Below are 21450 nucleotides of genomic sequence, written 5' to 3' on the forward strand. Positions count from 1 at the left end.
GCGCGGTGCCGAGAGCTCGCGACTCGCAGTCGCTCGTTCAGTCGATCACTTCGCGCGTCTTACCTGGGCACGACGTGCACGAGCTTCCGGCGTGCGAGTGGCCCGCCCCGACCGAAGGACGAGATTCGTATCCGCCTTGATGTGATTGGCACTTTTGCGCGTCGACTTGCGCGACGGGCGTTTGCCCTTCGCCGACACCTCGAGAGCATAGGAGGCCTTCTTCGCGACGCGAGCATCGTCGTGATGCACCGCAGCCTTTCGTTGCGCGAGCTTGCGCGCCTTTTGCGGCTTCACCACGCCAGTACGCTCGGATTGGGCCCTTCTAGCTTCCGATCGGGTCGCCATCGTTTGCCTCCTATTCGTGTTTTCACGTTCGGCCGACCACGTGCGTTCGTGACGGCCTCTGGTGAGGCGAGACGGTCGCAACGTTCGTTCCACCGTCCGCGAAAAGGGCGGCAAGGGGCTGACGTCTGCTTGGCCTCTTCCTTGCGTGCGTCCGGAGAATGAAGCTCGAACACATCCTCGTCCCTGTCGACTTCGGGGATTCGTCGCGACGCGCGGAGGAGTACGCGATCGCCCTCGCTTCGAAGTTCGGTTCGCGGATCACCTTGCTCCACGTGTGGTCCGTTCCAACGCCGAGCTACGCAGAAACTGCGCTCGTGCCCCTCGATGCGATCGAGACCGCGGCCAAAGAGATGCTCGAGACGGTCTATACGCGCATCCGGGACGTCTACCCCAGATGCGAAGCCGTGCTCGAGGCAGGCGCCGCGTGGGATCGGATCGTGGACGCCGCCGAAAAGCTCGACGCCGACCTCATCGTCATCGGCACGCACGGGCGGCGAGGCGTTCCGCGCTTCTTCCTTGGCAGCGTCGCCGAGAAGGTGGTCCGCCTCTCGCCAATCCCCGTGCTGACGATCGGCCCCGAGCGGGCGGAGGACAAGCACGACAAGCGCAACGACCGCGACAAGCGCAACGAGCACGCCCCGCTGCGCTGACCGTTTGCTAGGCCGCGCCGGGCTTGAACTCGTCGAGGAACTCGCGCATGCGTGCGAGCTCTTTGGCGTCGAGCACGGGCGCCAGGTGGACGTTCGCTTCCTCGGGTCGCTGGAAGACACGTCGCGGCGCATACGACGCCTCGCGCACGAAGCGATTGAGCTGCATGGTCAGCGTCGCGTTCGTGGGCGACACGAGAATGGCCACGCGCTCGAGACGCGCGTTCATCTGCAAGAAGAGCTCGACGAGGCGATCGGCGGCAGGCTGAGGATAGATGCCGACCGGCCGATGATCGGCGCAGAGGATCGGGCGCACGCTTCGCGGCATGCGCATCACCTGGATGCCGAGATCACGCGAATACGCGTCCGCGTCTTCCCTCGTCTTGAGGCCGAAGACGCGCGCTTCGATCAGCTTCCCCACCCGATTGTGAATCACGTAGCCCTGTTCGGGCGCTCCCTCGGGCGGCATCGCCTGCGCAGCATAGCGCCACATACCTCCTTGGCAGTACGGCCAGATCGCGTCGTGATTCAGTGGCTCGCCGAACGCCGGTGCGCTTGCGTCCTTCGTCGCGTTGGTGCGCACCACTTGGTCGGCAAGCTCGGCCGTCTTTTGCTCGAGCGTCGAACGCATGTCCCTCCCTGTCGATGCGAGTCCACACACCGAGCGGGCATGGGGACCTGGATCGAGTCGAGTGGTACCACTTTTCCCCACGCGCGCCCGTTCGCCGGCGAACGATCTCGGCAAGCGTTGGGAATTACGACCATTTCGATCAGAGATGGCCGCGGCCCGTCCTGTGCTTTTGGAAGCGCCGACCGGATGCCGAGCGCTTTCCTTCGCCCCCTTCGTAGTCCGTTCCTCGTGGTCTTCACCGTCCTCGCTGGGACCTTCGCGCTGCCTGCATGTGCGGCGCAGACCGAGACCGAGGAGGTTGGCGCAGGCGAAGGTGCCATCGGTGCTGACGCCTACGCCGCGTACGTGGACTTCGTGAACGCCGAAGGCGGCAGCGTGCGCTCCGGCGAGGTGACCGTCCTCGGTCTACGTGGCGTCGACTTCGACGGCAATCACCACCCCACGCGTTTCGCCCACGCGTTCGACGATACGTTCGTCGTGCTCAAAGCCGACAAGACCGTGGAACGCTTCCACGGCTCGACGCATCCCTTCGAGGTCACGGGGGTCGCGGGCGTGCCCGACGTCGATGGGGACGGACAGCCCGACATCGGGCTCATCCGCCCGGGTTCGTACAAGGTCCAGGCGCGCGCGAAGAAGGTGGCCAACGTCGCCTCGTACCTCGTGACGACCGACGGGAAGAACAGCATTCCTTCGTGGCGCGACACGAACCACGACGGCATCATCGACGAGCAGGAGAAAGAAGCGTCCGAGGCGCGCGCCACCGCGTCGACCGACATTCTCTTCCATCAGGGCGAGGGCGGTGCGCCGCCGGCCGTCGGATGCCAGGTGCTCTCGGCCGTAGAGATGCCGAAGTTCATCAGGGCCGTCGGCGGAGCAGGGGCGAACTTCCGCTACGTGCTTGTCGACGTCACCGATCGCAACGTCGCCGACCTGCCGCGCTGATCGCGCGCGTCAGACGAGCTGCCAGATCTTCACGGCCTGCGAGCGACCGCGAATGGCGACGTCTTCGCGCGGCGTGGCTTGCAGATCGGTGCGGCCGGCAGCTCGATAGACTTCGTCCGACGCGAGCACCGTCGAGCCGAGCTCCTTGTTGAGCGCCTCGATGCGCGACGCGACGTTCACCACGTCGCCGATGACCGTGTATTCCTTGCGCTGCGCCGATCCGATGTTGCCGACGACGGCGCGCCCGGCGTGCAGCCCGATTCCGAGCCTCGTCGGAGGGATCTTGCCCTCCGCAACGAGCACATCCACACGCGCGACGATGTCGAGTGCAGCATCGACGGCCGACGCGCAGCTCTCCCCTTCGGCGATGGGAGCGCCGAAGAGGGCCATGAAACCGTCGCCGAGGAACTTGTTGACGATGCCGTGATGGCTGACGACGGCGGCGATGGTCGATTCGAAGACCGTGTTGAGGTAGTCGACGACCTCGCTGGGGCTCTTGCTCTCGGCGAACGCGGTGAAGTTGCGGATGTCGAGGAACATCACGCAGACCTCGCGGAGCTCGCTTCGGACCTCGGCTTTTCCAGCCACGAGCCGAGCCACGACCTCGGGCGAGACGTGCTGGCCGAAGACGCCGAGAATGCGTTGGCGTTCGCCGACCGACTCGATCGCGCGCGTGAAGCTTCGACGAAGCCGTTGCGCAACGAAGCCCGCGGCGACGCCGCTCACGAGAAGAATGGCGGACTTGCCGAGGTGGTGAGGAAGCGACGCGAGTGACTCGTTCACACGCGAATCGGTCGACCCCCACACCACGGCGATGACCGCGTATTCGCCGGCCGCCACGAGGCCGGTGAAGGCCGACAGCGTGAAGTCGAGACGAAGCGTCGAGAGGAGGATGAAGATGAAGTAAACGAACGTCGACGGCATCAGGAGGGCCTGCACGGGCCCGTCGACGGCGGCGTAATAGAGAACGACGGCGGTCGGGATGCTCGTCTCGAGGAGTGCCTGCGAGTAGCGACGGAGCGCAGAAGGTCGTTCGCCGCGGAGGCGCTGCCGGCGCACGGATGCCAGCATCGCGAACTCGAAGATGGCGACGACCATCAAGAAGAGACCGACGGGCGCGATGTCGAAGTTGCCGTGGAGGAGCGATACGACGACGTCGGGGTATGCACCGCGCACCACGACGAGCGCGAACAGGATGATCGTGGGGATGCTCGCGAGGAGCATCGCGCGGAAACGCTCTGCGCCGAGGATCTCGCGAGAGAGCTGCTCTTCGAAGGCGGCGTGCGCCTCGAGCTCTGCCGATTCCATGGAGGCCACTGCAGGCGGCGTGCCCACGAGCGAGACGCGCGCAGAGGAGCCCTCGAGTGAGCGCGGTTCGTCCCCCTTCGCTTCGCCATTCAGCGAGGGCCGGCTCTCTCCAACGGCCCCGGCGTTCGCGTCGATCGCCGGATCAGGCGGCGGAGGCACCGTCGGAATGGTGCGAGGCGGTGGCGGGGGCGTACTCCGCAGCGGGCCCCGCGCAGGCGGGCTCGAAAAGCGGTCCTCGGCACCGTCGCTCATCGCATCCTTCGCATCGACGTTACGGCATCGGCCCCTTGGTGTCGCGGTCCTTCCTGCGACGTTCAGGGGCGCTGCGAAGGTTCGGCCTCCGCGGAACGGAGCGCGGCAGCGTACTTGTCGAGATCGCGCTCGAGAAAGAGGTTGAGGCCGGTGCGAATCACCGCGATGGCGCCGAGCTTACCGATATCGGTCCAGCTCGGTGAAATGGCCGTCCTCACGATGTCCGCGGCGAGCTCGAACTCGAGGCCGAGCACGAGCCACGAGGCGAAGCCGAGAAAGAGCTCTTTGGTGCTGACGAACGCGGTGCCTCTCCCTCGAAGAAGCGCGTGGACCGAGCCGATCGCCGCGCGCACGCCACCAAGAGACACGAGAAAGACCGCGAAGACCTCGAGCGCGAGCGCGATGTAGGAAGCGACCGCCCGGACCACCTCATCCATCGCGCCCAGTTACGCATGCTGGTCGAGCTCGGGCAATGCGATGGAGGGTCCACCCGTTGCACAAAGCAACGGCCCCTGGCTCAGCCATTACGCCAATGATTAGCCAAGGTTAAGTTCTCGACGCAGTGCAACATTGGAATTTCACCAGTGCAATTTTGCAATATTCTGAGAGAGCCCGACTTGGCGATTGCCCGGCAGATTGAGGGCTGCTCTCCTGGCACGGAACTAGCTTAGCGCGCGGCAACGTTGCCGCATGGGGGCTCTCTCCCCCCCCAGAGTTCTCGTGCGGCGACGTCTTTCTCTCGCCGTACCGTTTCATGAGCGACAGCACTTCCAAGGTTCGAAATCAGCTCGCCTTCGCGATGCTGATCGTTGGGAAACTCTTCGGCATCGGCGGCTTGATCCTCGGAGCCACCAGCCATCGCATCGCCGCCGGCACCCTGCTCGTCGTCGACGGATTGATGCTGACGGTCGCCGCCGTTCTGACCATGACGAACATGAAGAAGACGGCGGTCGAGGAGAAGAGCCAGAAGGCCGTCCTCGAGCAGATGATGCGCGAAGGCACGCTGAAGCAGTACATCCGCGACATCCGCGAGGCGCAGGCCCGCAAGACGCCTGCTGCCTGAGTACGCTCGACTCGAGCCTGTCGCGTACTCCTCGTCCCTGCGTGCGCGCATGACGCACGTCCGTGCGACGTAGGCGACGGACCATCGCCGTCACCCGAGCGGGCGTGCCTTCAGGGGGCGACGTTCGTCAGCGATTCGCCGATCGCGCGCTCGAGACGCGGCACGTAGGGCGTGCGGGGGAAGCGTCGGAGCAGTGCATTCGCTCGGGACTTCGCCTCGCTCGAGCGACCGAGTCGCGCGAGGGCCTCGACGGCGACGACTTCGCGCTCCTGCACGAGCTCACCGGCGGGATACGTCCTCGCGTGTTCTTCGGCGATGGCGAGTGCACGCGTCGGATCCGTCGTAAGCGCGGCTTGCGCGCGCTGGACGATGGCGAATTCGAGCTCGCGGACGGGAGCCTGCGACGATGCCGACGGCGCTGCACGCACCACGCGAGGGGCTGCGACGGCGGGCGGGTTCGCCGAGGACGGCAAGGACTCGACGGGAATCGTCGGAATCTCTGCAACGCTCGGCGAAGCAGGTTCGGCCGCGCGCGCCGGCGTGGATTCGGCCGATGACGTCGAGGGCGCGGGCACGTCGTCGCCAGGCGCGGAGGCCGGCGTCGACGGCAGATAGTGGATGGTCTGCCACGTCGTTGCGCCGCCGAGGACCACCAGCGCGATGACCCCGAACTTGTAGACCGCGAAGCGATTCCAGAAGCCGAACTTGCCGGAAGCCGATGCCGCCGGCTTGCTTCCGCCACCAAGCACGCCCGTCGACACGAGCCCCGCCGTCATGCGCGCCATGGCGGCGTTGCTAGGGCCTCGGTCACGCGCCGAGCGAACGAGGTTGCCGAGCTCGGAAGAGCCCTCTTGGTCGATGCGAGGTACGTCGGGTCGTTGCGATCTCATCGCTCGTCCTCGAGCAGGCTGGCGAGCTCGCGTCGTGCCGCATACAGACGTGCGTAGGCCGTCTGGACGGGGCACCCGACGGTCTGAGCAACATCACGCATCGACATCTCCTCGATCTCGAACAGAACGAAAACGGTTCGCTTGTCTTCGTCGATCGCGGAAAGCGCGCGATCGAGTCGGTCGAGCTCCAGGCCCGCCGCGGGGTCGCTCGAGCTCGGCGATTCCGGCACGGCGTCGACGGGGAGCTCGTGGCGCCGATGCGCGCGCCGCCTGTAGGCAGCCGAGCAGCGACGAGCGATGGCATAGAGCCACGCCCTAGGATGCTCGCCGTCCCACGTCGTGTAGCGGCGGTGGGCGATGACGAAGACTTCTTGGGTTTGGTCCTCGAGGTCCGCTTCTCGGACTCCGAAGTGCCGCAAGCTCCGCCACACGAACGCAACCTGCGTCGTGAAGAGTTCCTCGATGTCCGGTCGCGCAGCCACTGTTTCTCGAGGGTCGTGTTCTCGAGGCTCGTGCGCGAAGCCGACGGCAGCGTTCACGCACCCCTTATGCTCGGGGGCGTTGCCTATTTTGAACGCCCGCCAATTTTTCTCAATCGCCGCGAGAAATTAGGGAATTTCCCAGCCGAAGCCCATGGTCAGCCGCGCTTCGAGAACCGAAGGTTGATGGACCTGGACGATATGGTCCCCCTCGCGAACCTCGAATTTCTCACGAAAGATCGGGACGCGGAGCTCGGGAAACAGCTCGAAGCGCACATGCCGGCCGAGGGCCACCCGACCGAGCGCCCCGAGTCCCACGAGCGCGGCCGGCCGAACGTCGCGCTGGATGACGGGAAAACCGCTCGGATGTGTCCAGATGACGCCACCGCTCGCCGACGCCATCGGGACGAGCTCGAAGCGCCCGCGACGAAGAACGCGGAGCCCGAAGAGGGCCGCTGCCTCCGCGAGGTCGAAGCGCACCTGTCCACCGCCCGCCCTCGCGGCGGGTGAGGTCTCGAAGCTCGTCTCCAGACCGAAGACCAAGATCGACGATGGCGGCGCCACCGTGAATCGCAGCGCGCCGCCGAGCCCCACATGTGGAAGGAACCCGACGCTTGCGACGGCCGATGCGCTCGCCGCGAACACGAACGGCTCTTTCGGCGGCGGAGTTCGAGGCGGTGGAGTGATGGCACGTGGCGCAGACGGAGATGAAATGCGCGCTGGCAGCGGCGTCTGGGGGGGAGGCGCTGGCGGCGTCTCTGCGCTCGGGGGCGTCGTCGTTTCGACTTGCGGACGTGCGACGGCGATCATCATCGCGATGACGAGCGAGGTCGGCTCCTTGATCGCGGAGCAATTCGAATCGTCGACGCGCAGCTCGCGTTCGCCGAGCTCCTTGCCGCCGGCCTCGTTCATTCGAAGAGCAATCGCGTAGCCGCCGCTGTCCCGCACCACTTCGCCATGCAAGAAGAGCTCAGCCGGCGCGTCGTTGGACGCTCCGGCTCCGAGACGCGCACGTGTCGAGGCCACGATCTCGTCGCGCGAAGGACAGCCGGCGGGCGCCTTCCAATCGAGGTCGAACGGGGCCGCCTCTGCGCTCTTCGTCGCCGAGGTGGTGAAGGCACCAAGGGCAACGGCGACGAAGCGAATGGCCAGGCCCTTCGTCCGTCGACTCGATGTCCTGGGGATTCGCCCGCCCGCGATCAAGCCGCACCACTGTAACCCGAGCGAGGAGCCTCGTTCGACCGATTCCAGTGAAGCGCGGCGGCGCGGCAGCCCAAGCGTGGGCCACGACCGCGTGGCTCGACGTTCAAGGTCGGTAGACGAGCACCCGCATCGACGAGGGAGGTAACTCCGTGTCGAACAGCACATCGCTCGACACCGACGCAGGCTCGATCCCCGCCGATGCCGTGTCAGCCGTCAGCGACCGCCCGTTGACGTCGAAGCTCCCGCCGGACAGCGAAGGGCCCGAGAGCGTGAGCTGCGACGCCGAGCTCACGCAGGCGCCGTCGAGCGCGAGATGGACCTTTCGCGACTCGATCGACTTGTTCACCAGGGCCACCGTCACGGCGCCGTCGGAACGGAGAGCGGCGTGCACGGCAACCTGTGTGAGCGCCGAGCTCTCGCTATCGACGAAGCGATCACCGAAGTGCGCGGCATAGAGCCAGTAGGCGCCGTAAGCCGCCTTGGGACGGTCGTTCGGATCGAGGAGCGAATAGCCGTGCTCGGGTCCGCTCTTGAAGATCCAGCGAAACACCGCTCCTGGTCCGTACTCGGCGTAACGACCGAGGACGTCGCCCACCCACAAGCCGGCTGCTAGCGTATCGGAGAGACCGAGTCCTGCTGCCGGTCCAGGATCTTCACCGAGCTCCGTGATCCAGATCTCGGCGTGAGGCGCGTACTTGTTTCGAAGCGACGCCAGTGCAGGCATCACCTCGTCGGCGAAGGCAAGGCCCGCCGGCCTCCAATCGTCTGCCGACTCCTGGAAAAGATGGGCCTCCGTGAGAGTCGCGCCACTCGTCGGGCTCGGTTGGCCCGAATCGAGCGGATAGTAGTGCCACGAGATACCGTCGATCCTGTCGCCCGCGCGACCGAGGATCGGCGTCATCCAATCGCGTGTACCCTGCATGCCCCCGACGTGAGCCCCCGTGAGGAGCTCCGGCCCGATCACTCGAATCGACGGATCCACGGCGCGCATCGCGTCGGTGAACGCGATGAGCTCGTCGGCGTAGACCTCGGGACTCGGCGTGATTCCATCGACCAGGTCGGGCTCGTTGCCAATCTGGAAGTAGCGAACGCCGTAGCCCTTTTCGATGTTCAAGTAGCGAACGAGGTCTTGGGCGGCCGCGGGCGTGCCGGTCTTGACGTTGATGCCGATGAGCGGCTCGGTCCCCGCCGCGTGGACGAGCCCCATGAAGGCGTCGACGTCGGCTGGATAGAGGGTCCAGTTGCCTCGTTGCCCGTCGCCGCCTCGTGACCACCTGTATTCCTGCGAGCGGTGTCCGGCCGGCCAACGCAGCACGCCTGGATTGAGAGCGCGCAGCAGCGCGAGGTAGGCGGGGCCGATGTTCGGCGAATAGTCCTCCGGGACCCAGTCCGCGATGTTCATCCCGTAGAGCCGCCGGTCCGTCGAAACGGGAGCGCTCGCTCCGTGAGGCCCGACGTTGGTTCGAACCGTCACCGTCACGTCCGTTCCGTCGGCAGGGTTCGACGCGGGGGCGCAGTTCTTCGGAGGATCGTTCTCCTGTGCGCGAGCTGGACCCTGGGTCGAAGGGCCGGGGTCGGTAGGTTCGACGGAGGGCTCGCCCGGAGGTGGCGATGCGGATGGGCTCGCCACCTCTCCGCTACTCGACGAGCAGCCCCCAGCAAGCGCGAGCACGACGACGGCGCCGAGGCGGGCGACGCGCAGGCGCGGATGGGATGATGGTGCTGGGGAAGGGTCGTCGGAATCGAGTGCCGCGCTGCTCATCATGCTCACCGATGGGTGACGGCAAGAGCATCGCGTGTGCCCGAGCGCGCGTGCGGCTCCTTCGGCGTCCACCGTCGATCGGCGTCGCGGATGAAAGAGAAACGATGTGAAGGGCAACATCAGACGCGCCTCGACCGGCCAATTCCGTCACGACAAACGGGCGAAGCGCCCACCTCCAAGCAGGAGGGAGCGCTTCGACGTGCAAGAGATTCTTCGGAGCGGCGCGTCAGGGCTGCCAGCCGCACGAAATCGAATCGTCGCCGCTCGACCACCCGTTGTTCTTGTCGCTCGTGCAAAGGTGGTCGCTGTCGAAGCTCTGCTGACCGCTCCACGTCCACGAACCGTCGTGGCAGACGAGGCTGACGTTGCCCCAGATCACGCGGTTGCAGAGCGCCTTCGCGTACTTGTAGTAGTTGCCATCGGGGAACGTGACGCGGTCGCCGTGGTTGCCGCTGCCAACGTTGAAGTTGACGTAGGCTCCGTTGCCCGCGCGGTGCTGCAGCGTGGTCGGTCCGCACGGGTCGCACGTCGTGCCGTCGCCGCCGCAGACTCCGCACTTGTCCGTGGTCTTGCCCGAGCCGAGAACGCCGTCGCATCCCTTCGTCATCGGCGTGCAGTTCTTCGCCGTGTATTCGGTCGTGAGCGCGAGCCGAACCTGCGACGAATCCGTCAGGTGACGAATCGTGTACGAGATGGGGACGCCCGGGTTCTGCGTGCTGAAGTTCGCCCCACTCGTGAGGAAGGTTGCGATCTTGTCGAATTGGCTCGCGCCCGTCACCGCATTGATGGCCATCTCCGCGTTGCCGCCGAGGCCGTACGCCTTCACCGTCGACTCGTTGATGAGCTTCTTCCACGAGGCCGACGCGCTCGCGTCCGCGCCGATCGAAGGTCCGCTGTACGAGCCCTTCACTGCAGCTTCGAGGGAGGTCTGCGACGCGCTCGACTCGAAGAGGATGTAGAAGATGCGGCCGTAGGTGACGCCCGAGACGTAGACCGGAGGATTGCCAGCTGCAGCGTAGGGCTCGAGATCCTTCGCGGTGACGCTCGGGTCGAAGACACCGGCCGCGCCCTGCGGCGGGTCGAAGGCCATCGTGAAGTACTCCTGCGAGAACTCGATGAGGAAGCGGCTCTTCTCGTCGTTCTTGTCGACCGAGAGCGCGGCGGAGGCCGACCAGTTCGTGCCCCGCACGTTCGCGTCGACGGCGACGGCGAGCTGCTCGGAGGAGTAGATCGACTGGAAGCTGTACGAGAACTTCGCCGGCGTCGCGCCCGTGTAGCTCGCGAGGATCTCGTTCTGCGCCTGCATGGCTTCGGAGAGCGAGGGCGACTCCATCCTCTTGAAGAACGGGCCGCCGCCGCCCGAAGCGAGCGTGAGCGTGATGGTGCCGGGGGCGCGCTTCACCGGGATGGGGTCGAGGATTCCGCCCGCCATCGACTTGCCTTGCACCAGCGAGCCGGGCCAGAGCACGTCGGCGTTCGGGTTCAGCGCGACGAACTTCTCGGGCACCTTGGTGAGGTCGTAGTCCGTGTACGTGCAGCTGTAGGTCGTGCCGCCTTCACCGGGAACCTGCGTCGTGGTGGGCTCGCCCTTCTGGACCGGCTCGGCATCCGCTTGCTTGTCCGTCGACATATGACCGGCCGAAGCGACGAGCGCGTTGATGGCGTTGGCTTGGTCGGCAGCGCCCTCGTTCGAAGGAGCCGCGTTGTCCGACGGCGCGCTCGGTGCGCTCGGTGCGTTCGCCGCTTCCGGCGCCGCCGTGAGGTCACCTTCGGGCGAAGCCCCACCGCACGCCACGACCGCCGCCAACATCGAAAGCGCCACGAGCTTCACACACGTCCTCATGTTCGACCGACCCTTCTTCGTGTTTGCATCGCCGCGTCCGTCGCGACGTTGCGAGAGGGGCTATTGCGAAGGCGATGCCAGTCGGCGATCGGCCGTTTTTGCGAGGATTTCAGGGGTGTATCAGGGGTGTATCAGCAGCCGAGGCCGTTGCCGGCCGATACACTCCGCGAGACGTATCCGGAGACGTCCCCGATCGGGTGACAACGGGTGACGACGTCGCGCGTTCGTCAGACGCCGCGCATGCGCAGAATGCGTCCGCGCGCTCCCCACAAGACGACGGACGCAAGTGCGGGCGCCGCGCAGGCTGCGAGGACCACGAGGGCATCCCCCACCCCCTGCATGTGCCGCACGTTCCAGACAATGGCCTCGACGAGCGTGAGGAGGGCATCGCTCGTCACGGCGACGGCGAGCACCGTCATGAGGGCCACATCGCGGGTGCGCAGGAGTCGGAACAGACCGAGCGCGACGACGATGTCGAAGGCCACCCAGAACCACTTCACGGCCGGCGTTCCGAACCAGAGGCGCGCGGGCGCGATCGCAAGAAGGATGGTCCAAGGCACGAGGGCCAGCGCGAGCAAGCGGAGAACGAACGTCGGACCGCGGAGCAACGTTGCCAGCCCGAATCGTACGAACCCGCCGCGGGTGAATGCTTCGAGCGCGTCGAACAGCGAGGCCCCCGCACTCTGCTCGCTCGGATAGGAGAGATGAATCGCGGACCAAACCCGCGGCTGGAGCTTCGCCTTGTAACGACGGAGCCCCTCGAAATCGTAGAGCGGCGCGGAGAACCGGCGAGCAAACCGCAAGGCCCCCGGCACGTCTCCGGCGAGCGGCGCGAGCCCGAGGGTCAGCCATTGGCACTTCACGTTCGCGGCCCACCGCATCACCGTGTCGACGAGCAGCTCGGCGGTGCCGTTGGGAGCATCGGGAACACGCAGCAAGTTCTCGACGAACCAACCACCTCGCGCGGGAACGGGGATCACGCCGGCGAAGCCGATGACCGTGCCTTCACGTTCGGCCACGAAGCATGCGCGGTGGGGCGCGCGCGAAAGAGGCTCGACGTCGACGAGGAATCCCATGGGCGCCATTTCGTGGGCCGCGAGCCAGCGCTCGGCGACGGTCCGAATCGCCTCGCCCGTCGGCCCGTGCGCGAGCTCTTCGGGCGAGACCTCACGCACGCGAACACCTTTGGCGCGGGCACGACGGAGCTGCTCGCGCAAGCTCTTGTGCTCACGCAGAATCTCCGGCCATTCGCGAGGATCCCAGACCGGTTGCTCGCCGATCCGGATCGAGCGCAAGGCTTCGCCGGTCGCGTCGGGGAGGCGGTCCTCGACGGCGAAGAAGCAGCATCGCTTTCCGGCCGCGCGGGCCGCGCGAACGAACTCCGTCGCGAGCTCGGCAATCGACTCTTCGGCGACGATGGGCGCCCCTGCGGCCACCCAAGCCCGCCCGGTATCGACGTAGGCGACGCACCCACGCGCCTCTCCTTCCCCATGGAAGAAGTAGGAGTACTCGCCCCCCAGCGTCTGGAAGGCCGTCGCATTCCAGCCATGACGGCGGACCAGGTCGAGCACACGCTCTCGCTCCTGTTCACGCTCGACAGTGCGCATGGAAGGTGGCCCCCTCGTGACACAAGCGACGTCGGGCGTCCACGCCTCTATCTTCCGCGAAAAAGATCGGGCAAGAACCGCTCCCGAAGTCGGAAGGCCGGCATCGGACGGCGGAGCTCATGAAAGAGACGTTCACCAGCTACCAGAAGTTCGTAGTCGCGCTTCTGGCGTTCCTACAGTTCACGGTCGTCCTCGACTTCATGATTCTATCGCCGCTCGGAGCCATGCTGCTCCAGCAGCTGGACATCAAGCCGCCGCAGTTCGGCCTGGTCGTGTCGGCCTACGCGTTCAGTGCCGGAAGCTCGGGTCTTCTCGCCGCAGGCTTCGCCGATCGCTTCGATCGTCGGCGCTTTCTCCTCTTCTTCTACGCAGGCTTCGTCATCGGGACGCTGCTCTGCGGGATCGCGCCGACCTACGAGTTTCTTCTCGCCGCGCGCATCATCACCGGCCTCTTCGGCGGCGTGATCGGTTCGATCAGCTTCGCCATCATCGCGGACCTGTTTCCGCTCTCGATGCGCGGACGCGTGATGGGCCTCGTCCAGACGGCGTTCGCCGCCAGTCAGATCCTCGGCATCCCGATCGGGCTCTACCTCGCGACGCACTTCGGCTGGCACGCGCCGTTCCTGATGATCGTCGGCGTGAGCCTCCTCGCCGGCGTTGCCATCGTGCTCAAGCTCCAGCCGGTGACGGGCCACCTCGAGGTCGCGAAGAAGCACGGGCGCAATCCCCTCGAGCACCTCGCTCGCACGGCTACGAATCCGCGTTACGTCGCCGGTTTCGCCTCGACGATGCTCCTCGCAACCGGCGGCTTCATGCTCATGCCGTTCGGAAGCACGTTCCTCGTTCAGAACCTCGGCATCCCGCTCGAGAAGCTGCCCGCGATCTACATGGTGACGGGCTTGAGCTCGATCGTCGCCGGTCCGATCCTCGGACGCCTGAGCGACTCGGTCGGCAAGTACCGCATGTTCTTCTTCGGCACCGTGCTGACCGGAACGATGGTCTTCTGGTACACGAACCTGGTGAAGGCGTCGCTGGTCGCCGTCATCGTGCTGAACGTCGTCATGTTCATCGGCATCTCGGCGCGCATGGTGTCGTCGTTCGCGCTTACCTCGGCGCTGCCCGAGCTCGCCGATCGCGGCGCATTCATGTCGGTCAACTCGTCACTGCAGCAGCTCTCGGGCGGCGTGGCGGCCTGGTTTGCCGGCGTCATCGTGCACCAGGCCACGACCACCTCGCCGCTCGATGGATACCCGCAGCTCGGCTGGACGGTTTGTGGGACCATGGCCGTCACCTTGCTCCTGATGGGCAACGTCAACCGCCTCGCCTCACGAACGCCCGCGGCGCAGCCCACGGCTCCGCCCGCCCACTGAGCACCCCCCCGATCGCCGAACGATGTTCGAGTTCCTGAAGAAGCGTCGCCACGAAGCGATTCGCGCGCTCCCCTTTCCCGACGAGCTCCGTCCGTGGGTGGAGCGCGCGGTGCATCTTTATCCGCGCCTGTCGGCCGAAGATCGGCGCGAGCTCGAACAGGACATCCAGGTCTTCCTTCACGAGAAGACGTTCGAAGGCGCCGGAGGTCTCGTCATCGACGACGAGATCCGCACGACGATCGCCGCGCAGGCGTGCCTGCTGCTCCTTCACCGCGACACCGAGGTCTATCCCGACCTCGAGACCATCGTGGTGTACCCGCACACCTACGTCGTCGACGCGGTTCATCGCGACGGAGCGGTGGTCATCGAGGGTCCCGAGGCTCGTCTCGGTGAATCGTGGCAGCGTGGTCTCGTCATCCTCGTCTGGGACGAAGTCGAGCGCGACGTTCGCAGCCACCAGACGGGCAGAAACGTGGTTCTCCACGAGTTCGCCCACCAGCTCGACGCCGAAGACGGCAACGTCGACGGCGCGCCGAGCCTCGGGAGCCGCAAGAGCTACCGCGCCTGGGCCCAGGTCTTCTCGGAGGAATACCAAGCGCTCGGCGAGCAGCTGCAGCGCGGTCTGGCGAGCGACATCGATGCGTACGCGGCCACGAATCCCGCCGAGTTTTTCGCGGTCGTGACCGAAGCATTCTTCGAGCGGCCGAGCGTTTTGCGAGCGCGCCATCCGGCGCTCTATCAGGAGCTCGCCTCCTTCTATCGACTCGACCCCGCCGAGCTCTGAAGGCGGTTTCCGCTATGGTGCTCGGTCATGGCGATGATCGGGCGGGACCGCGAGATCGACGCGAGCATCGCAGCACTTCGAAACGGAAGTGTCCTGCTCGTCTGTGGCTCGGCAGGAATGGGGAAATCGACCCTCGCCCGAGAAGTCGCTTCGAGCGTGGCAGGAGCGGGATCGATCGTGACGCTCGATCCCTCCCAGCGCTCGCCGCGCGTTTCGAAGAAGGCAGCCGTCACCATCGTCGACGGACGTGACGCGACGCCTAGTCGAACGAAAGCCGCCGTCGAGAACGCCGTGCGCGCGGGCTCGCGCGTGATCGTGGTGTCGCCCGCGCCCCTCGGCCTCCAGGGTGAGACGATCGTCACGCTCGGTCCGCTCGAGCGCAACGACGCCGCGACGCTGTTTCGAACGCTCGCCGCCGACGTCGTGGTGAAGAACGAGGCGCTCGAAGCGCTGGTCGACAAGCTCGAGGGAATTCCTCTGGTCATCGAGCTGGCCGCCCGGCGAGCCTCGGTGCTCGGCCTCGCGGAGCTCGCCCGCCGGCTCGACGATCCGGTGAAGGCACTCGGAAAGCCACTCGAACGAGCCCTGTCGTCGTCGTTCGAGCTCCTCTCGGAGGCCGAACGCAATGCCCTGGTTTCGGCGTCGGTCTTCGAGGGAACGTTCACCGCCGAGTCATTCGAAGAGGTGGTCGGCGACATCGACCTCGTCGAGGCGCTTCTCGCACGTTCGCTGCTCTTCCGCGTGCTCGGCCCGGGTTCGGTACGACTCGGCATGCTTCGCGTGGTGCGTGCGTTCGCGCGGACGAAGCTCGACGATCGCGAGGTGCTCCGGCGCCATGCGCGTCACGTTCTCTCGCGCGCCGAGTCACTGGCGTCGAAGACCTATGGCGAGGGCGCCGAAACTGCACTCGACGAGCTCGAGGCCATCGCTCCCGACGTCCTTGCCGCCATGAACGCGACCACTGAACCCCAGCTCGTGGCGCGTTCATTTCTCTCGCTCTTCGACGCGATTCTCTTTCGCGAGGCCATCGATCTTCGCGATCCGCGTTTCGACGTCGCGGTCGAAGCGGCCGATCGAACGACGAACGCGGCTCTCCAAACGCGATCACGTGTTCTCCGAGCCCGCGCACGCTTGGAGGTCGGTCCACCGGAAGGCGCACGTGCCGACGCCGAAGAGGCAGTCGCGAAGGCAACCGATGCGAATCTCGCCGCCGAGGCAAAGCGCACGCTCGGATGGGCGCACATCGCATCGGGCGCTCCCGAGGAGGCGCTCGTGGCTCTCGACGAAGCCCTCGAGGCGCACGCGCTCGCGGGTGACGTTCGCGGACAGGCTGACGCGTTCGCCGCTTCCGGCCTCGCCCATACCTTCCTCGGTCGACGCGAGACGGGCGCGCAGAAGCTTGCCCTCGCGCGCGCGATCCACGTCGGCCAGAAAGACGCGCTTCGCCAGCGCAAGGTGGAAGACATGATCCGGCTCGTCGGGGCCGAGTTCGACGCCCCTTCGTACCGCGAGGCGCTGACGGCGTCGGCCGAGCATCACGCCAAACGAGGTCAGCGCTGGCGCGAGGCGATCGACCTGGCCCTCCTCGCGCACGTCGAGTCTGCCAGTGGAAAGGAGACCGAAGCCGAAGCCCTGCGTGTTCGCGCACGTGCTGCGGCCATCGCCGCCGGCGTCGCCATTCCGGAGCCTCCGTCGCCCGTGACGCCGAAAGGCTGGTCCGTGGCCACTGAGGCACGATTCGCGATCGCGCCGGACGGAACCCATCACGATCTCGCACGTCACGGACCGCTCCGGCGCGTGCTCGAGGCGCTCGTCGAAGCCCGCATGACGTCGCCGGGCTCCGCCATCTCGGCCGACGACGTGCTGCTCGCCGGGTGGCCGGAAGAAAAGATGCGTCACGACGCCGGCATGCTGCGCGTCTACTCGATCATTCGACGCCTGCGCGGACTGGGGCTCGCCAAGGAGCTGCTCACGCGTGACGACGGCTACCTGCTCGACCCGGCGGTTTCGTTCGCGCGCATCTCCTGACGGGCCAAACTGTGCCAATCGCGACGCCCGTGTCCTGGGGCAATACGTCAGCTGACGTCATTTGTTCGCGACGTGGCGTAGCCCCATGGTGTCGTCATGCGAGCTGCAATTCTCGGCGCGGGCAGCGCCGGGCTGCTTCATGGCCTTTCGCTCAAGGCGCATGGGGTGACCATCGACGCGGTGTACGATCCCGACCAACACAAGGCGAGAGCGCTCGCCGAGCTCTTGCACGCCTCGATTGCGCCGCGAAGCGACGACACCGGCGATGCCGAGGTGATTGCGATCTGCAGCCCACCGAGCTTCCACGCCGAGCAAGCCGCCATGTTTGCCCGTGAAGGGCGCGTCGTACTGCTCGAGAAACCCATTGCTCTCGACGAACACGAGCTCGATCGGATCTCCGGTCTGTCGCACTGCTATTCCGCACTCCAGTGGCGCTTCGGGCGCGGCCTTCGAGCGATTCGTGCCGCGATCGCGGCTGGCGAGCTCGGCGAAGCACCGAGCGTGAACGTCGACCTCACGTGGCAGCGTGACGACGCCTACTTCCAGAGCCGCCCGAACTGGGGGTGCGGAATGCTCCTTTCCGTCGGCATCCACGCGGTCGACGCCGCTCTCTACGCCCTCGGAGACGAGGTCGCGAGTGCCTCGGGAACGCGTGCGCCGACCGAGCGCGAGACGAGCGCCTGCGCCTGGTTCGTCACGTCGCGAGGGAGCCGAATCTCGTTGCGTCTAACGTCGAGCGCACCACGCGACCGCACGCGGCTTTCGTTCTGCGGAAACGGGGTCTGCGCCGAAATCGAGGGCAGCGAAGCCGACCCGACGGCCGGCTACGTGCAATGGGACTGCGCGACGAACGATCAGGCTCGTCGGCTCCGATTGCTCGAGTGCGAGACAACCGGCCTTCTGGTCGGACCGCTCCTCGTACCCTTCGTAGGCGCCGCGCTTCGCGGCTCGCCTGACGCTCCGACGATCGCCGACGCCGCGCCGGCTCATCGAGCGATCTACCGCGTCTACGAAGCGAGCACTCAGAACGCGTAGCCGACGTTGGCCCCGCCCCACGCGAGGAAACTGCTCGTCCGCACGAGCGGCGTGAACCCGAGCCCGAACGAGAATCCGCCGTCGCGCGGGACGAAGCGATACCCGACCACGCCGGTCGCCGCGACGCCGAGCCCGGCACGATCGCCCGCGAACTCGGTCCCCTGCGAGTCGCTGCTCCCGCCGAGATAGAGAATCGTCGCGCCGAGCCCGAGCTGCAGCTTGTGGCTCTTCGGGCCGTAGTACCAGCTCGCAACCAGCGGCGCCGAGACGAGCGTGAGATTGCCGCTGCCGCCGTAGCTCGACACGCCGTACGTGAAGAAGCTGAAGCCCGCGCGAAAGCCGAGATTCCAGGCGTCGACCATGCGCTCGTAGTCGATCGAGTAAAGAAGGCCGTTGCCGAGCGCCTCGGCGAACACGAGGTTCGACGCGGGCGGTGACGACGTCGGCGGGGGCCCCGGGACGGCGGACGCGGTTGACGCGGTTGGCGAGGTTGCCGAGGTTGCCAAGAGGAGCGGCGCGAGCACGAGGGCGAGGGCGAGCGTCATGGCATGACCAGCTCGGCACCGTCTTCGTAGCGCGAAGGATCCGCACAGCTCGCAGCAACGTCGTCGACCGTCACGGCAGGCTTTTCGAACGTAGGCCCGCCGTCGGGCCCGGCGTTCGGCCCTGCATCGGCGAGGATGTCCGAGACGTCGTAGTACCAATCGTAGACGAGCGAGTCGTCACCGTTCTTCTTCAAAAGCTTGCATCCTGCAATAACACGCTCGCGCGGGCACTTACCTGGCCCCGCGGTAGCCTGGTGCTTCGCACGGCAATCGTCCGAGAACTCACTGGCTGCGACGGTGGCGACGACTTCCTGGCAGAACGACGCCGGCTGCCCATCGCCGGTCACGAACCGACGGTCACAATGAACGTCCGCCTTGGCTCCGGCGAAGTCTCCGGCCGACACGGCGATGGATCCGAGGGTGTCGCATCCGGCCATCACCCCCGAGACACAGAGAAGCGCGACGAAGCACGACTCGATGAGTGGTCGCATGGGCACCTATGACACCATGCACGCCGCGGACCAGCGCTCCGTTCAGGCCGCGACGCAGCGGTACGAAAGCCACGGCTCGTCGGTCGTGGCGCATTCGGAGCGCGAGAGCGGCTCGCCGGTGCGGGCGGACGACACCGTCACGTCGTCGAAGCCGCAGGCTCGAAGCTGCTCGACCTGGGCCGAGGGACGAATGTGATACGTGACCGCCCCGAACCGAAACGCCCCGTCGTTGACCATGGCGTGCGGTCGCTCGCCGAGCAGCTCGATCGGCTCGTTCAGCTTCCGTAGGCGACGACGGCGAAGCGAGTTCGCCATGCGGGCGATGAGCGTTTCGCTCGACGTGCCGTGCAAGAGCGAACGGGCTCGCTGGAGGTTGTGCGTCGAAAAACAGAAGGCCCCATTCGGCGTGAGCACGCGGCGGATTTCGCGAATGACCGACAGTCGCTCCTCGTGGGGAACGTAGTCGATGCCACAATGCGAGAAGAGGACCATGTCGAAGCGCTCGGCCGGATACGGAAGTGCACGCGCGTCGGCGACGTCGAGCGCGAAGCGTGCTTCGGCGAAGCGCCGTCGAGCGGCCTCGACCATCTCGGGGGCGTAGTCGATGCCGACGTACTCGCGCGCGAGCGGCGCGAAATGCGCAGTGGTGCGTCCGCCGCCGATTCCGACGTCGAGCATACGCAGCGTGGGCAACTGCTCCGTCATGGAGGCGAGAAAGGCCGCCTCGGCTCCCTGCAGCGCATCTTGCGAGGCGTAGAAGCGGACGACGTCACGCCTTCCGAAGACCTCCCGGTTCTTCACGTCGACCGACATCATCGAGCCCTCCTCGGAGCGCATGGGAATGCCAGAACCAACGTAGAGGACAAAGGTCGCGCTTGCGAGGAGACTCCCTCGGGACCCGCGTTGTCTTTCGCCGCGACGCGAAGCGGCTAGCGCCTCGAGCAACGCGACCGTACGGAGGATGGCATCCGGTAGCGTTCGGAGGTCCGTTTGGCCCTCAGTATCCAACAATCATTTCGAGCACTTAGATTGCTTTCTCGAAAAAGATCGGGGACCGTGTCGATCCGGCCGGACGTCGATCGTCGAGACGATGAAGGCCTGATGGTTGGCCGACTCACAGGGAAGGTTCACATGCTCCGCAAAGTTCTCATCGGTCTCGCCGTCGTCGTCGCCCTCTTCGTCGTCGTGGTCGCCACGCGCCCGGCGCAGTTCCACATCGAGCGCTCGATCGAGATCGCCACGTCGCCCGACCGCCCGTTCGCGCAAGTCAACGACTTCCACGCGTGGGCCGCCTGGTCGCCCTACGACAAGTTGGATCCGCAGGTGACGCGCACCTTCGAGGGCCCGACGTCGGGCAAGGGCGCCGTCTACGGCTGGAAGGGCAACGAGAAGGTCGGCGAAGGCCGCATGACGATCGAGAAGAGCACCCCCTCTTCCGAGATCGGCATCAAGCTCGAGTTCACCAAGCCCTTCGCGGCCACGAACCAGGCGACGTTCACGTTCGCTCCTTCCGCGAGCGGCACGAAGGTAACGTGGGCCATGGACGGCGAGAACAACTTCATCTCGAAGGCGTTCGCTCTCTTCGTGGACATGGACAAGATGATCGGCGCAGACTTCGAGAAGGGCCTCGCGGCGATGAAGACCGTCGCCGAATCGAACACGGCCACCACGAGCACCACGAGCGCGAACGAGGCGGCCCGCGTCAACGCCCACGACTGATGATGTCACGCCGTCGCGAGGAGAACCTGCGGCTCGGCCAGCATGCGAACACCGACGCTGAGCAACGACGCGGTGTTTTCCGGCTCTTGCTCGGCCACCACGGACTCCCGACGCTCACGACGCCAAGCCGAAGGCGTCGTGCCGATGATGCGCCGGAACACGACGCTCAGTCGTGAGAGCGAGACAAAGCCGGCATCCTGCGCGACGCGGGAGAGCGGCAGATCGGTCTCGAGCATCAAGCGCTGCGCGCGCCTGACCCGGGAGTTCCAGACCTCGCGCTCGAACGACGTGCCCTCGGCGCGCAGACGCCGCTGGAGCGTGCGAACGGAAAGCGCCAACACGCGTGCGGTTTGGCCAATCTCCGCAGGGACTTCGGCATCGTCGAGGAGGCGGCTCAGGGCGAGGCGGGTGCTCATGTTGGACCTTCTGCTCGGGGGACACCGGCAGAAGGCCCAAGTCGCGCGAAAAAGTGACGTACGTTGCAAAGTTTTTCCGCGCGGCGCCAC

At 66.3% G+C, this 21450-nt stretch carries 22 protein-coding genes; 8 read left to right on the top strand and 14 right to left on the bottom strand.

All coding sequences use genetic code 11. From position 1 onward, the window contains the following. Positions 1 to 45: 45 nt before the first annotated feature. Positions 46 to 345, bottom strand: a complete 300-nt coding sequence (locus tag AKJ09_RS06615) for a hypothetical protein (protein ID WP_146646336.1) — start codon at positions 343 to 345, stop codon at positions 46 to 48. A 158-nt stretch (positions 346 to 503) separates the two neighbouring features. Between AKJ09_RS06615 and AKJ09_RS06620 the strand changes: the two genes are divergently transcribed. After that, positions 504 to 995 (top strand): universal stress protein, encoded by a 492-nt coding sequence (locus tag AKJ09_RS06620; RefSeq protein WP_146646337.1) that lies wholly within the window; start codon positions 504 to 506, stop codon positions 993 to 995. A 7-nt stretch (positions 996 to 1002) separates the two neighbouring features. Here the strand turns inward: AKJ09_RS06620 and AKJ09_RS06625 are convergent, their stop codons facing one another. After that, positions 1003 to 1623 (bottom strand): hypothetical protein, encoded by a 621-nt coding sequence (locus AKJ09_RS06625; RefSeq protein ID WP_146646338.1) that lies wholly within the window; start codon positions 1621 to 1623, stop codon positions 1003 to 1005. A gap of 186 nt (positions 1624 to 1809) precedes the next feature. Between AKJ09_RS06625 and AKJ09_RS06630 the strand changes: the two genes are divergently transcribed. Then, positions 1810 to 2565, top strand: a complete 756-nt coding sequence (locus AKJ09_RS06630; RefSeq protein WP_146646339.1) for an FG-GAP repeat domain-containing protein — start codon at positions 1810 to 1812, stop codon at positions 2563 to 2565. 9 nt (positions 2566 to 2574) lie between these two features. On the opposite strand, the gene AKJ09_RS06635 is transcribed toward AKJ09_RS06630, so the two are convergent. Together AKJ09_RS06635 and AKJ09_RS06640 are read right to left on the bottom strand one after the other, a co-directional pair. Next, on the bottom strand, positions 2575 to 4125 hold the full coding sequence (locus tag AKJ09_RS06635; protein ID WP_146646340.1) for an adenylate/guanylate cyclase domain-containing protein: 1551 nt from the start codon (positions 4123 to 4125) through the stop codon (positions 2575 to 2577). Between the two features lie 62 nt (positions 4126 to 4187). Continuing rightward, entirely contained in the window at positions 4188 to 4562 is a 375-nt protein-coding gene (locus tag AKJ09_RS06640) for a DUF1622 domain-containing protein (RefSeq protein ID WP_146646341.1), read from the bottom strand. Between the two features lie 317 nt (positions 4563 to 4879). On the opposite strand from AKJ09_RS06640, the gene AKJ09_RS06645 reads away from it, so the two are divergent. After that, positions 4880 to 5188, top strand: coding sequence for a hypothetical protein (locus AKJ09_RS06645; RefSeq protein ID WP_146646342.1), 309 nt, complete (start codon positions 4880 to 4882; stop codon positions 5186 to 5188). A 110-nt stretch (positions 5189 to 5298) separates the two neighbouring features. Here the strand turns inward: AKJ09_RS06645 and AKJ09_RS06650 are convergent, their stop codons facing one another. From AKJ09_RS06650 to AKJ09_RS06675, 6 genes are all read right to left on the bottom strand, one after another. Beyond that, positions 5299 to 6078 carry a hypothetical protein gene (locus AKJ09_RS06650; protein WP_146646343.1) on the bottom strand — a complete coding sequence of 260 codons (780 nt, stop codon included), beginning with the start codon at positions 6076 to 6078 and terminating at the stop codon, positions 5299 to 5301. Next, the gene (locus AKJ09_RS06655) at positions 6075 to 6560 is read right to left on the bottom strand and encodes an RNA polymerase sigma factor (RefSeq protein WP_169927317.1); all 486 of its coding nucleotides are present in this window, start codon (positions 6558 to 6560) and stop codon (positions 6075 to 6077) included. The genes AKJ09_RS06650 and AKJ09_RS06655 overlap by 4 nt, the downstream gene beginning before the upstream one ends. Before the next feature lie 126 nt (positions 6561 to 6686). Continuing rightward, entirely contained in the window at positions 6687 to 7760 is a 1074-nt protein-coding gene (locus tag AKJ09_RS06660; protein ID WP_146646345.1) for a hypothetical protein, read from the bottom strand. A gap of 103 nt (positions 7761 to 7863) precedes the next feature. Beyond that, positions 7864 to 9525 carry a hypothetical protein gene (locus AKJ09_RS06665; protein WP_146646346.1) on the bottom strand — a complete coding sequence of 554 codons (1662 nt, stop codon included), beginning with the start codon at positions 9523 to 9525 and terminating at the stop codon, positions 7864 to 7866. A 223-nt stretch (positions 9526 to 9748) separates the two neighbouring features. Further along, positions 9749 to 11365, bottom strand: a complete 1617-nt coding sequence (locus AKJ09_RS06670; RefSeq protein ID WP_146646347.1) for a thiol-activated cytolysin family protein — start codon at positions 11363 to 11365, stop codon at positions 9749 to 9751. 227 nt (positions 11366 to 11592) lie between these two features. Next, positions 11593 to 12972, bottom strand: a complete 1380-nt coding sequence (locus AKJ09_RS06675; protein ID WP_146646348.1) for a bifunctional lysylphosphatidylglycerol flippase/synthetase MprF — start codon at positions 12970 to 12972, stop codon at positions 11593 to 11595. A 119-nt stretch (positions 12973 to 13091) separates the two neighbouring features. Here AKJ09_RS06675 and AKJ09_RS06680 point away from each other — a divergent pair, with 119 nt between their 5' ends. The 4 genes from AKJ09_RS06680 (at position 13092) to AKJ09_RS06695 (ending at position 18189) form a co-directional block, all read left to right on the top strand. Further along, positions 13092 to 14342 (top strand): MFS transporter, encoded by a 1251-nt coding sequence (locus tag AKJ09_RS06680; protein ID WP_146646349.1) that lies wholly within the window; start codon positions 13092 to 13094, stop codon positions 14340 to 14342. A gap of 22 nt (positions 14343 to 14364) precedes the next feature. Next, complete coding sequence (locus tag AKJ09_RS06685; RefSeq protein ID WP_146646350.1) at positions 14365 to 15126, top strand: M90 family metallopeptidase; 762 nt, start codon at positions 14365 to 14367, stop codon at positions 15124 to 15126. 27 nt (positions 15127 to 15153) lie between these two features. Continuing rightward, the gene (locus AKJ09_RS06690) at positions 15154 to 17154 is read left to right on the top strand and encodes an ATP-binding protein (RefSeq protein ID WP_146646351.1); all 2001 of its coding nucleotides are present in this window, start codon (positions 15154 to 15156) and stop codon (positions 17152 to 17154) included. Positions 17155 to 17250: 96 nt separating this feature from the next. Further along, the gene (locus tag AKJ09_RS06695; protein ID WP_146646352.1) at positions 17251 to 18189 is read left to right on the top strand and encodes a Gfo/Idh/MocA family protein; all 939 of its coding nucleotides are present in this window, start codon (positions 17251 to 17253) and stop codon (positions 18187 to 18189) included. On the opposite strand, the gene AKJ09_RS06700 is transcribed toward AKJ09_RS06695, so the two are convergent. Genes AKJ09_RS06700 through AKJ09_RS06710 form a run of 3 tightly spaced genes read right to left on the bottom strand, consistent with a single transcriptional unit; the run spans position 18177 to position 20062 of the window. After that, positions 18177 to 18734 carry a hypothetical protein gene (locus AKJ09_RS06700; protein ID WP_146646353.1) on the bottom strand — a complete coding sequence of 186 codons (558 nt, stop codon included), beginning with the start codon at positions 18732 to 18734 and terminating at the stop codon, positions 18177 to 18179. The genes AKJ09_RS06695 and AKJ09_RS06700 overlap by 13 nt on opposite strands. Continuing rightward, positions 18731 to 19225 carry a hypothetical protein gene (locus AKJ09_RS06705; RefSeq protein WP_146646354.1) on the bottom strand — a complete coding sequence of 165 codons (495 nt, stop codon included), beginning with the start codon at positions 19223 to 19225 and terminating at the stop codon, positions 18731 to 18733. The genes AKJ09_RS06700 and AKJ09_RS06705 overlap by 4 nt, the downstream gene beginning before the upstream one ends. A gap of 42 nt (positions 19226 to 19267) precedes the next feature. Continuing rightward, complete coding sequence (locus tag AKJ09_RS06710; RefSeq protein ID WP_146646355.1) at positions 19268 to 20062, bottom strand: class I SAM-dependent methyltransferase; 795 nt, start codon at positions 20060 to 20062, stop codon at positions 19268 to 19270. A 294-nt stretch (positions 20063 to 20356) separates the two neighbouring features. Between AKJ09_RS06710 and AKJ09_RS06715 the strand changes: the two genes are divergently transcribed. Further along, positions 20357 to 20944 (top strand): SRPBCC family protein, encoded by a 588-nt coding sequence (locus AKJ09_RS06715; protein ID WP_146646356.1) that lies wholly within the window; start codon positions 20357 to 20359, stop codon positions 20942 to 20944. A 5-nt stretch (positions 20945 to 20949) separates the two neighbouring features. Here AKJ09_RS06715 and AKJ09_RS06720 read toward each other — a convergent pair whose 3' ends face one another. Beyond that, entirely contained in the window at positions 20950 to 21360 is a 411-nt protein-coding gene (locus AKJ09_RS06720) for a helix-turn-helix domain-containing protein (protein ID WP_146646357.1), read from the bottom strand. Positions 21361 to 21450 lie beyond the last annotated feature (90 nt).

The sequence above is a fragment of the Labilithrix luteola genome (genome assembly GCF_001263205.1).
GTDB lineage: Bacteria > Myxococcota_A > Polyangia > Polyangiales > Polyangiaceae > Labilithrix > Labilithrix luteola.

Excerpts from the sequence above, each read along its gene's own strand:
- AKJ09_RS06615 (WP_146646336.1), bottom strand. The coding sequence starts at position 345 with ATGGCGACCCGATCGGAAGCTAGAAGGGCCCAATCCGAGCGTACTGGC.
- AKJ09_RS06620 (WP_146646337.1), top strand. The coding sequence starts at position 504 with ATGAAGCTCGAACACATCCTCGTCCCTGTCGACTTCGGGGATTCGTCG.
- AKJ09_RS06625 (WP_146646338.1), bottom strand. The coding sequence starts at position 1,623 with ATGCGTTCGACGCTCGAGCAAAAGACGGCCGAGCTTGCCGACCAAGTG.
- AKJ09_RS06630 (WP_146646339.1), top strand. The coding sequence starts at position 1,810 with ATGCCGAGCGCTTTCCTTCGCCCCCTTCGTAGTCCGTTCCTCGTGGTC.
- AKJ09_RS06635 (WP_146646340.1), bottom strand. The coding sequence starts at position 4,125 with ATGAGCGACGGTGCCGAGGACCGCTTTTCGAGCCCGCCTGCGCGGGGC.
- AKJ09_RS06640 (WP_146646341.1), bottom strand. The coding sequence starts at position 4,562 with ATGGATGAGGTGGTCCGGGCGGTCGCTTCCTACATCGCGCTCGCGCTC.
- AKJ09_RS06645 (WP_146646342.1), top strand. The coding sequence starts at position 4,880 with ATGAGCGACAGCACTTCCAAGGTTCGAAATCAGCTCGCCTTCGCGATG.
- AKJ09_RS06650 (WP_146646343.1), bottom strand. The coding sequence starts at position 6,078 with ATGAGATCGCAACGACCCGACGTACCTCGCATCGACCAAGAGGGCTCT.
- AKJ09_RS06665 (WP_146646346.1), bottom strand. The coding sequence starts at position 9,525 with ATGATGAGCAGCGCGGCACTCGATTCCGACGACCCTTCCCCAGCACCA.
- AKJ09_RS06670 (WP_146646347.1), bottom strand. The coding sequence starts at position 11,365 with ATGAGGACGTGTGTGAAGCTCGTGGCGCTTTCGATGTTGGCGGCGGTC.
- AKJ09_RS06675 (WP_146646348.1), bottom strand. The coding sequence starts at position 12,972 with ATGCGCACTGTCGAGCGTGAACAGGAGCGAGAGCGTGTGCTCGACCTG.
- AKJ09_RS06680 (WP_146646349.1), top strand. The coding sequence starts at position 13,092 with ATGAAAGAGACGTTCACCAGCTACCAGAAGTTCGTAGTCGCGCTTCTG.
- AKJ09_RS06685 (WP_146646350.1), top strand. The coding sequence starts at position 14,365 with ATGTTCGAGTTCCTGAAGAAGCGTCGCCACGAAGCGATTCGCGCGCTC.
- AKJ09_RS06690 (WP_146646351.1), top strand. The coding sequence starts at position 15,154 with ATGGCGATGATCGGGCGGGACCGCGAGATCGACGCGAGCATCGCAGCA.
- AKJ09_RS06695 (WP_146646352.1), top strand. The coding sequence starts at position 17,251 with ATGCGAGCTGCAATTCTCGGCGCGGGCAGCGCCGGGCTGCTTCATGGC.
- AKJ09_RS06700 (WP_146646353.1), bottom strand. The coding sequence starts at position 18,734 with ATGACGCTCGCCCTCGCCCTCGTGCTCGCGCCGCTCCTCTTGGCAACC.
- AKJ09_RS06705 (WP_146646354.1), bottom strand. The coding sequence starts at position 19,225 with ATGCGACCACTCATCGAGTCGTGCTTCGTCGCGCTTCTCTGTGTCTCG.
- AKJ09_RS06710 (WP_146646355.1), bottom strand. The coding sequence starts at position 20,062 with ATGCGCTCCGAGGAGGGCTCGATGATGTCGGTCGACGTGAAGAACCGG.
- AKJ09_RS06715 (WP_146646356.1), top strand. The coding sequence starts at position 20,357 with ATGCTCCGCAAAGTTCTCATCGGTCTCGCCGTCGTCGTCGCCCTCTTC.
- AKJ09_RS06720 (WP_146646357.1), bottom strand. The coding sequence starts at position 21,360 with ATGAGCACCCGCCTCGCCCTGAGCCGCCTCCTCGACGATGCCGAAGTC.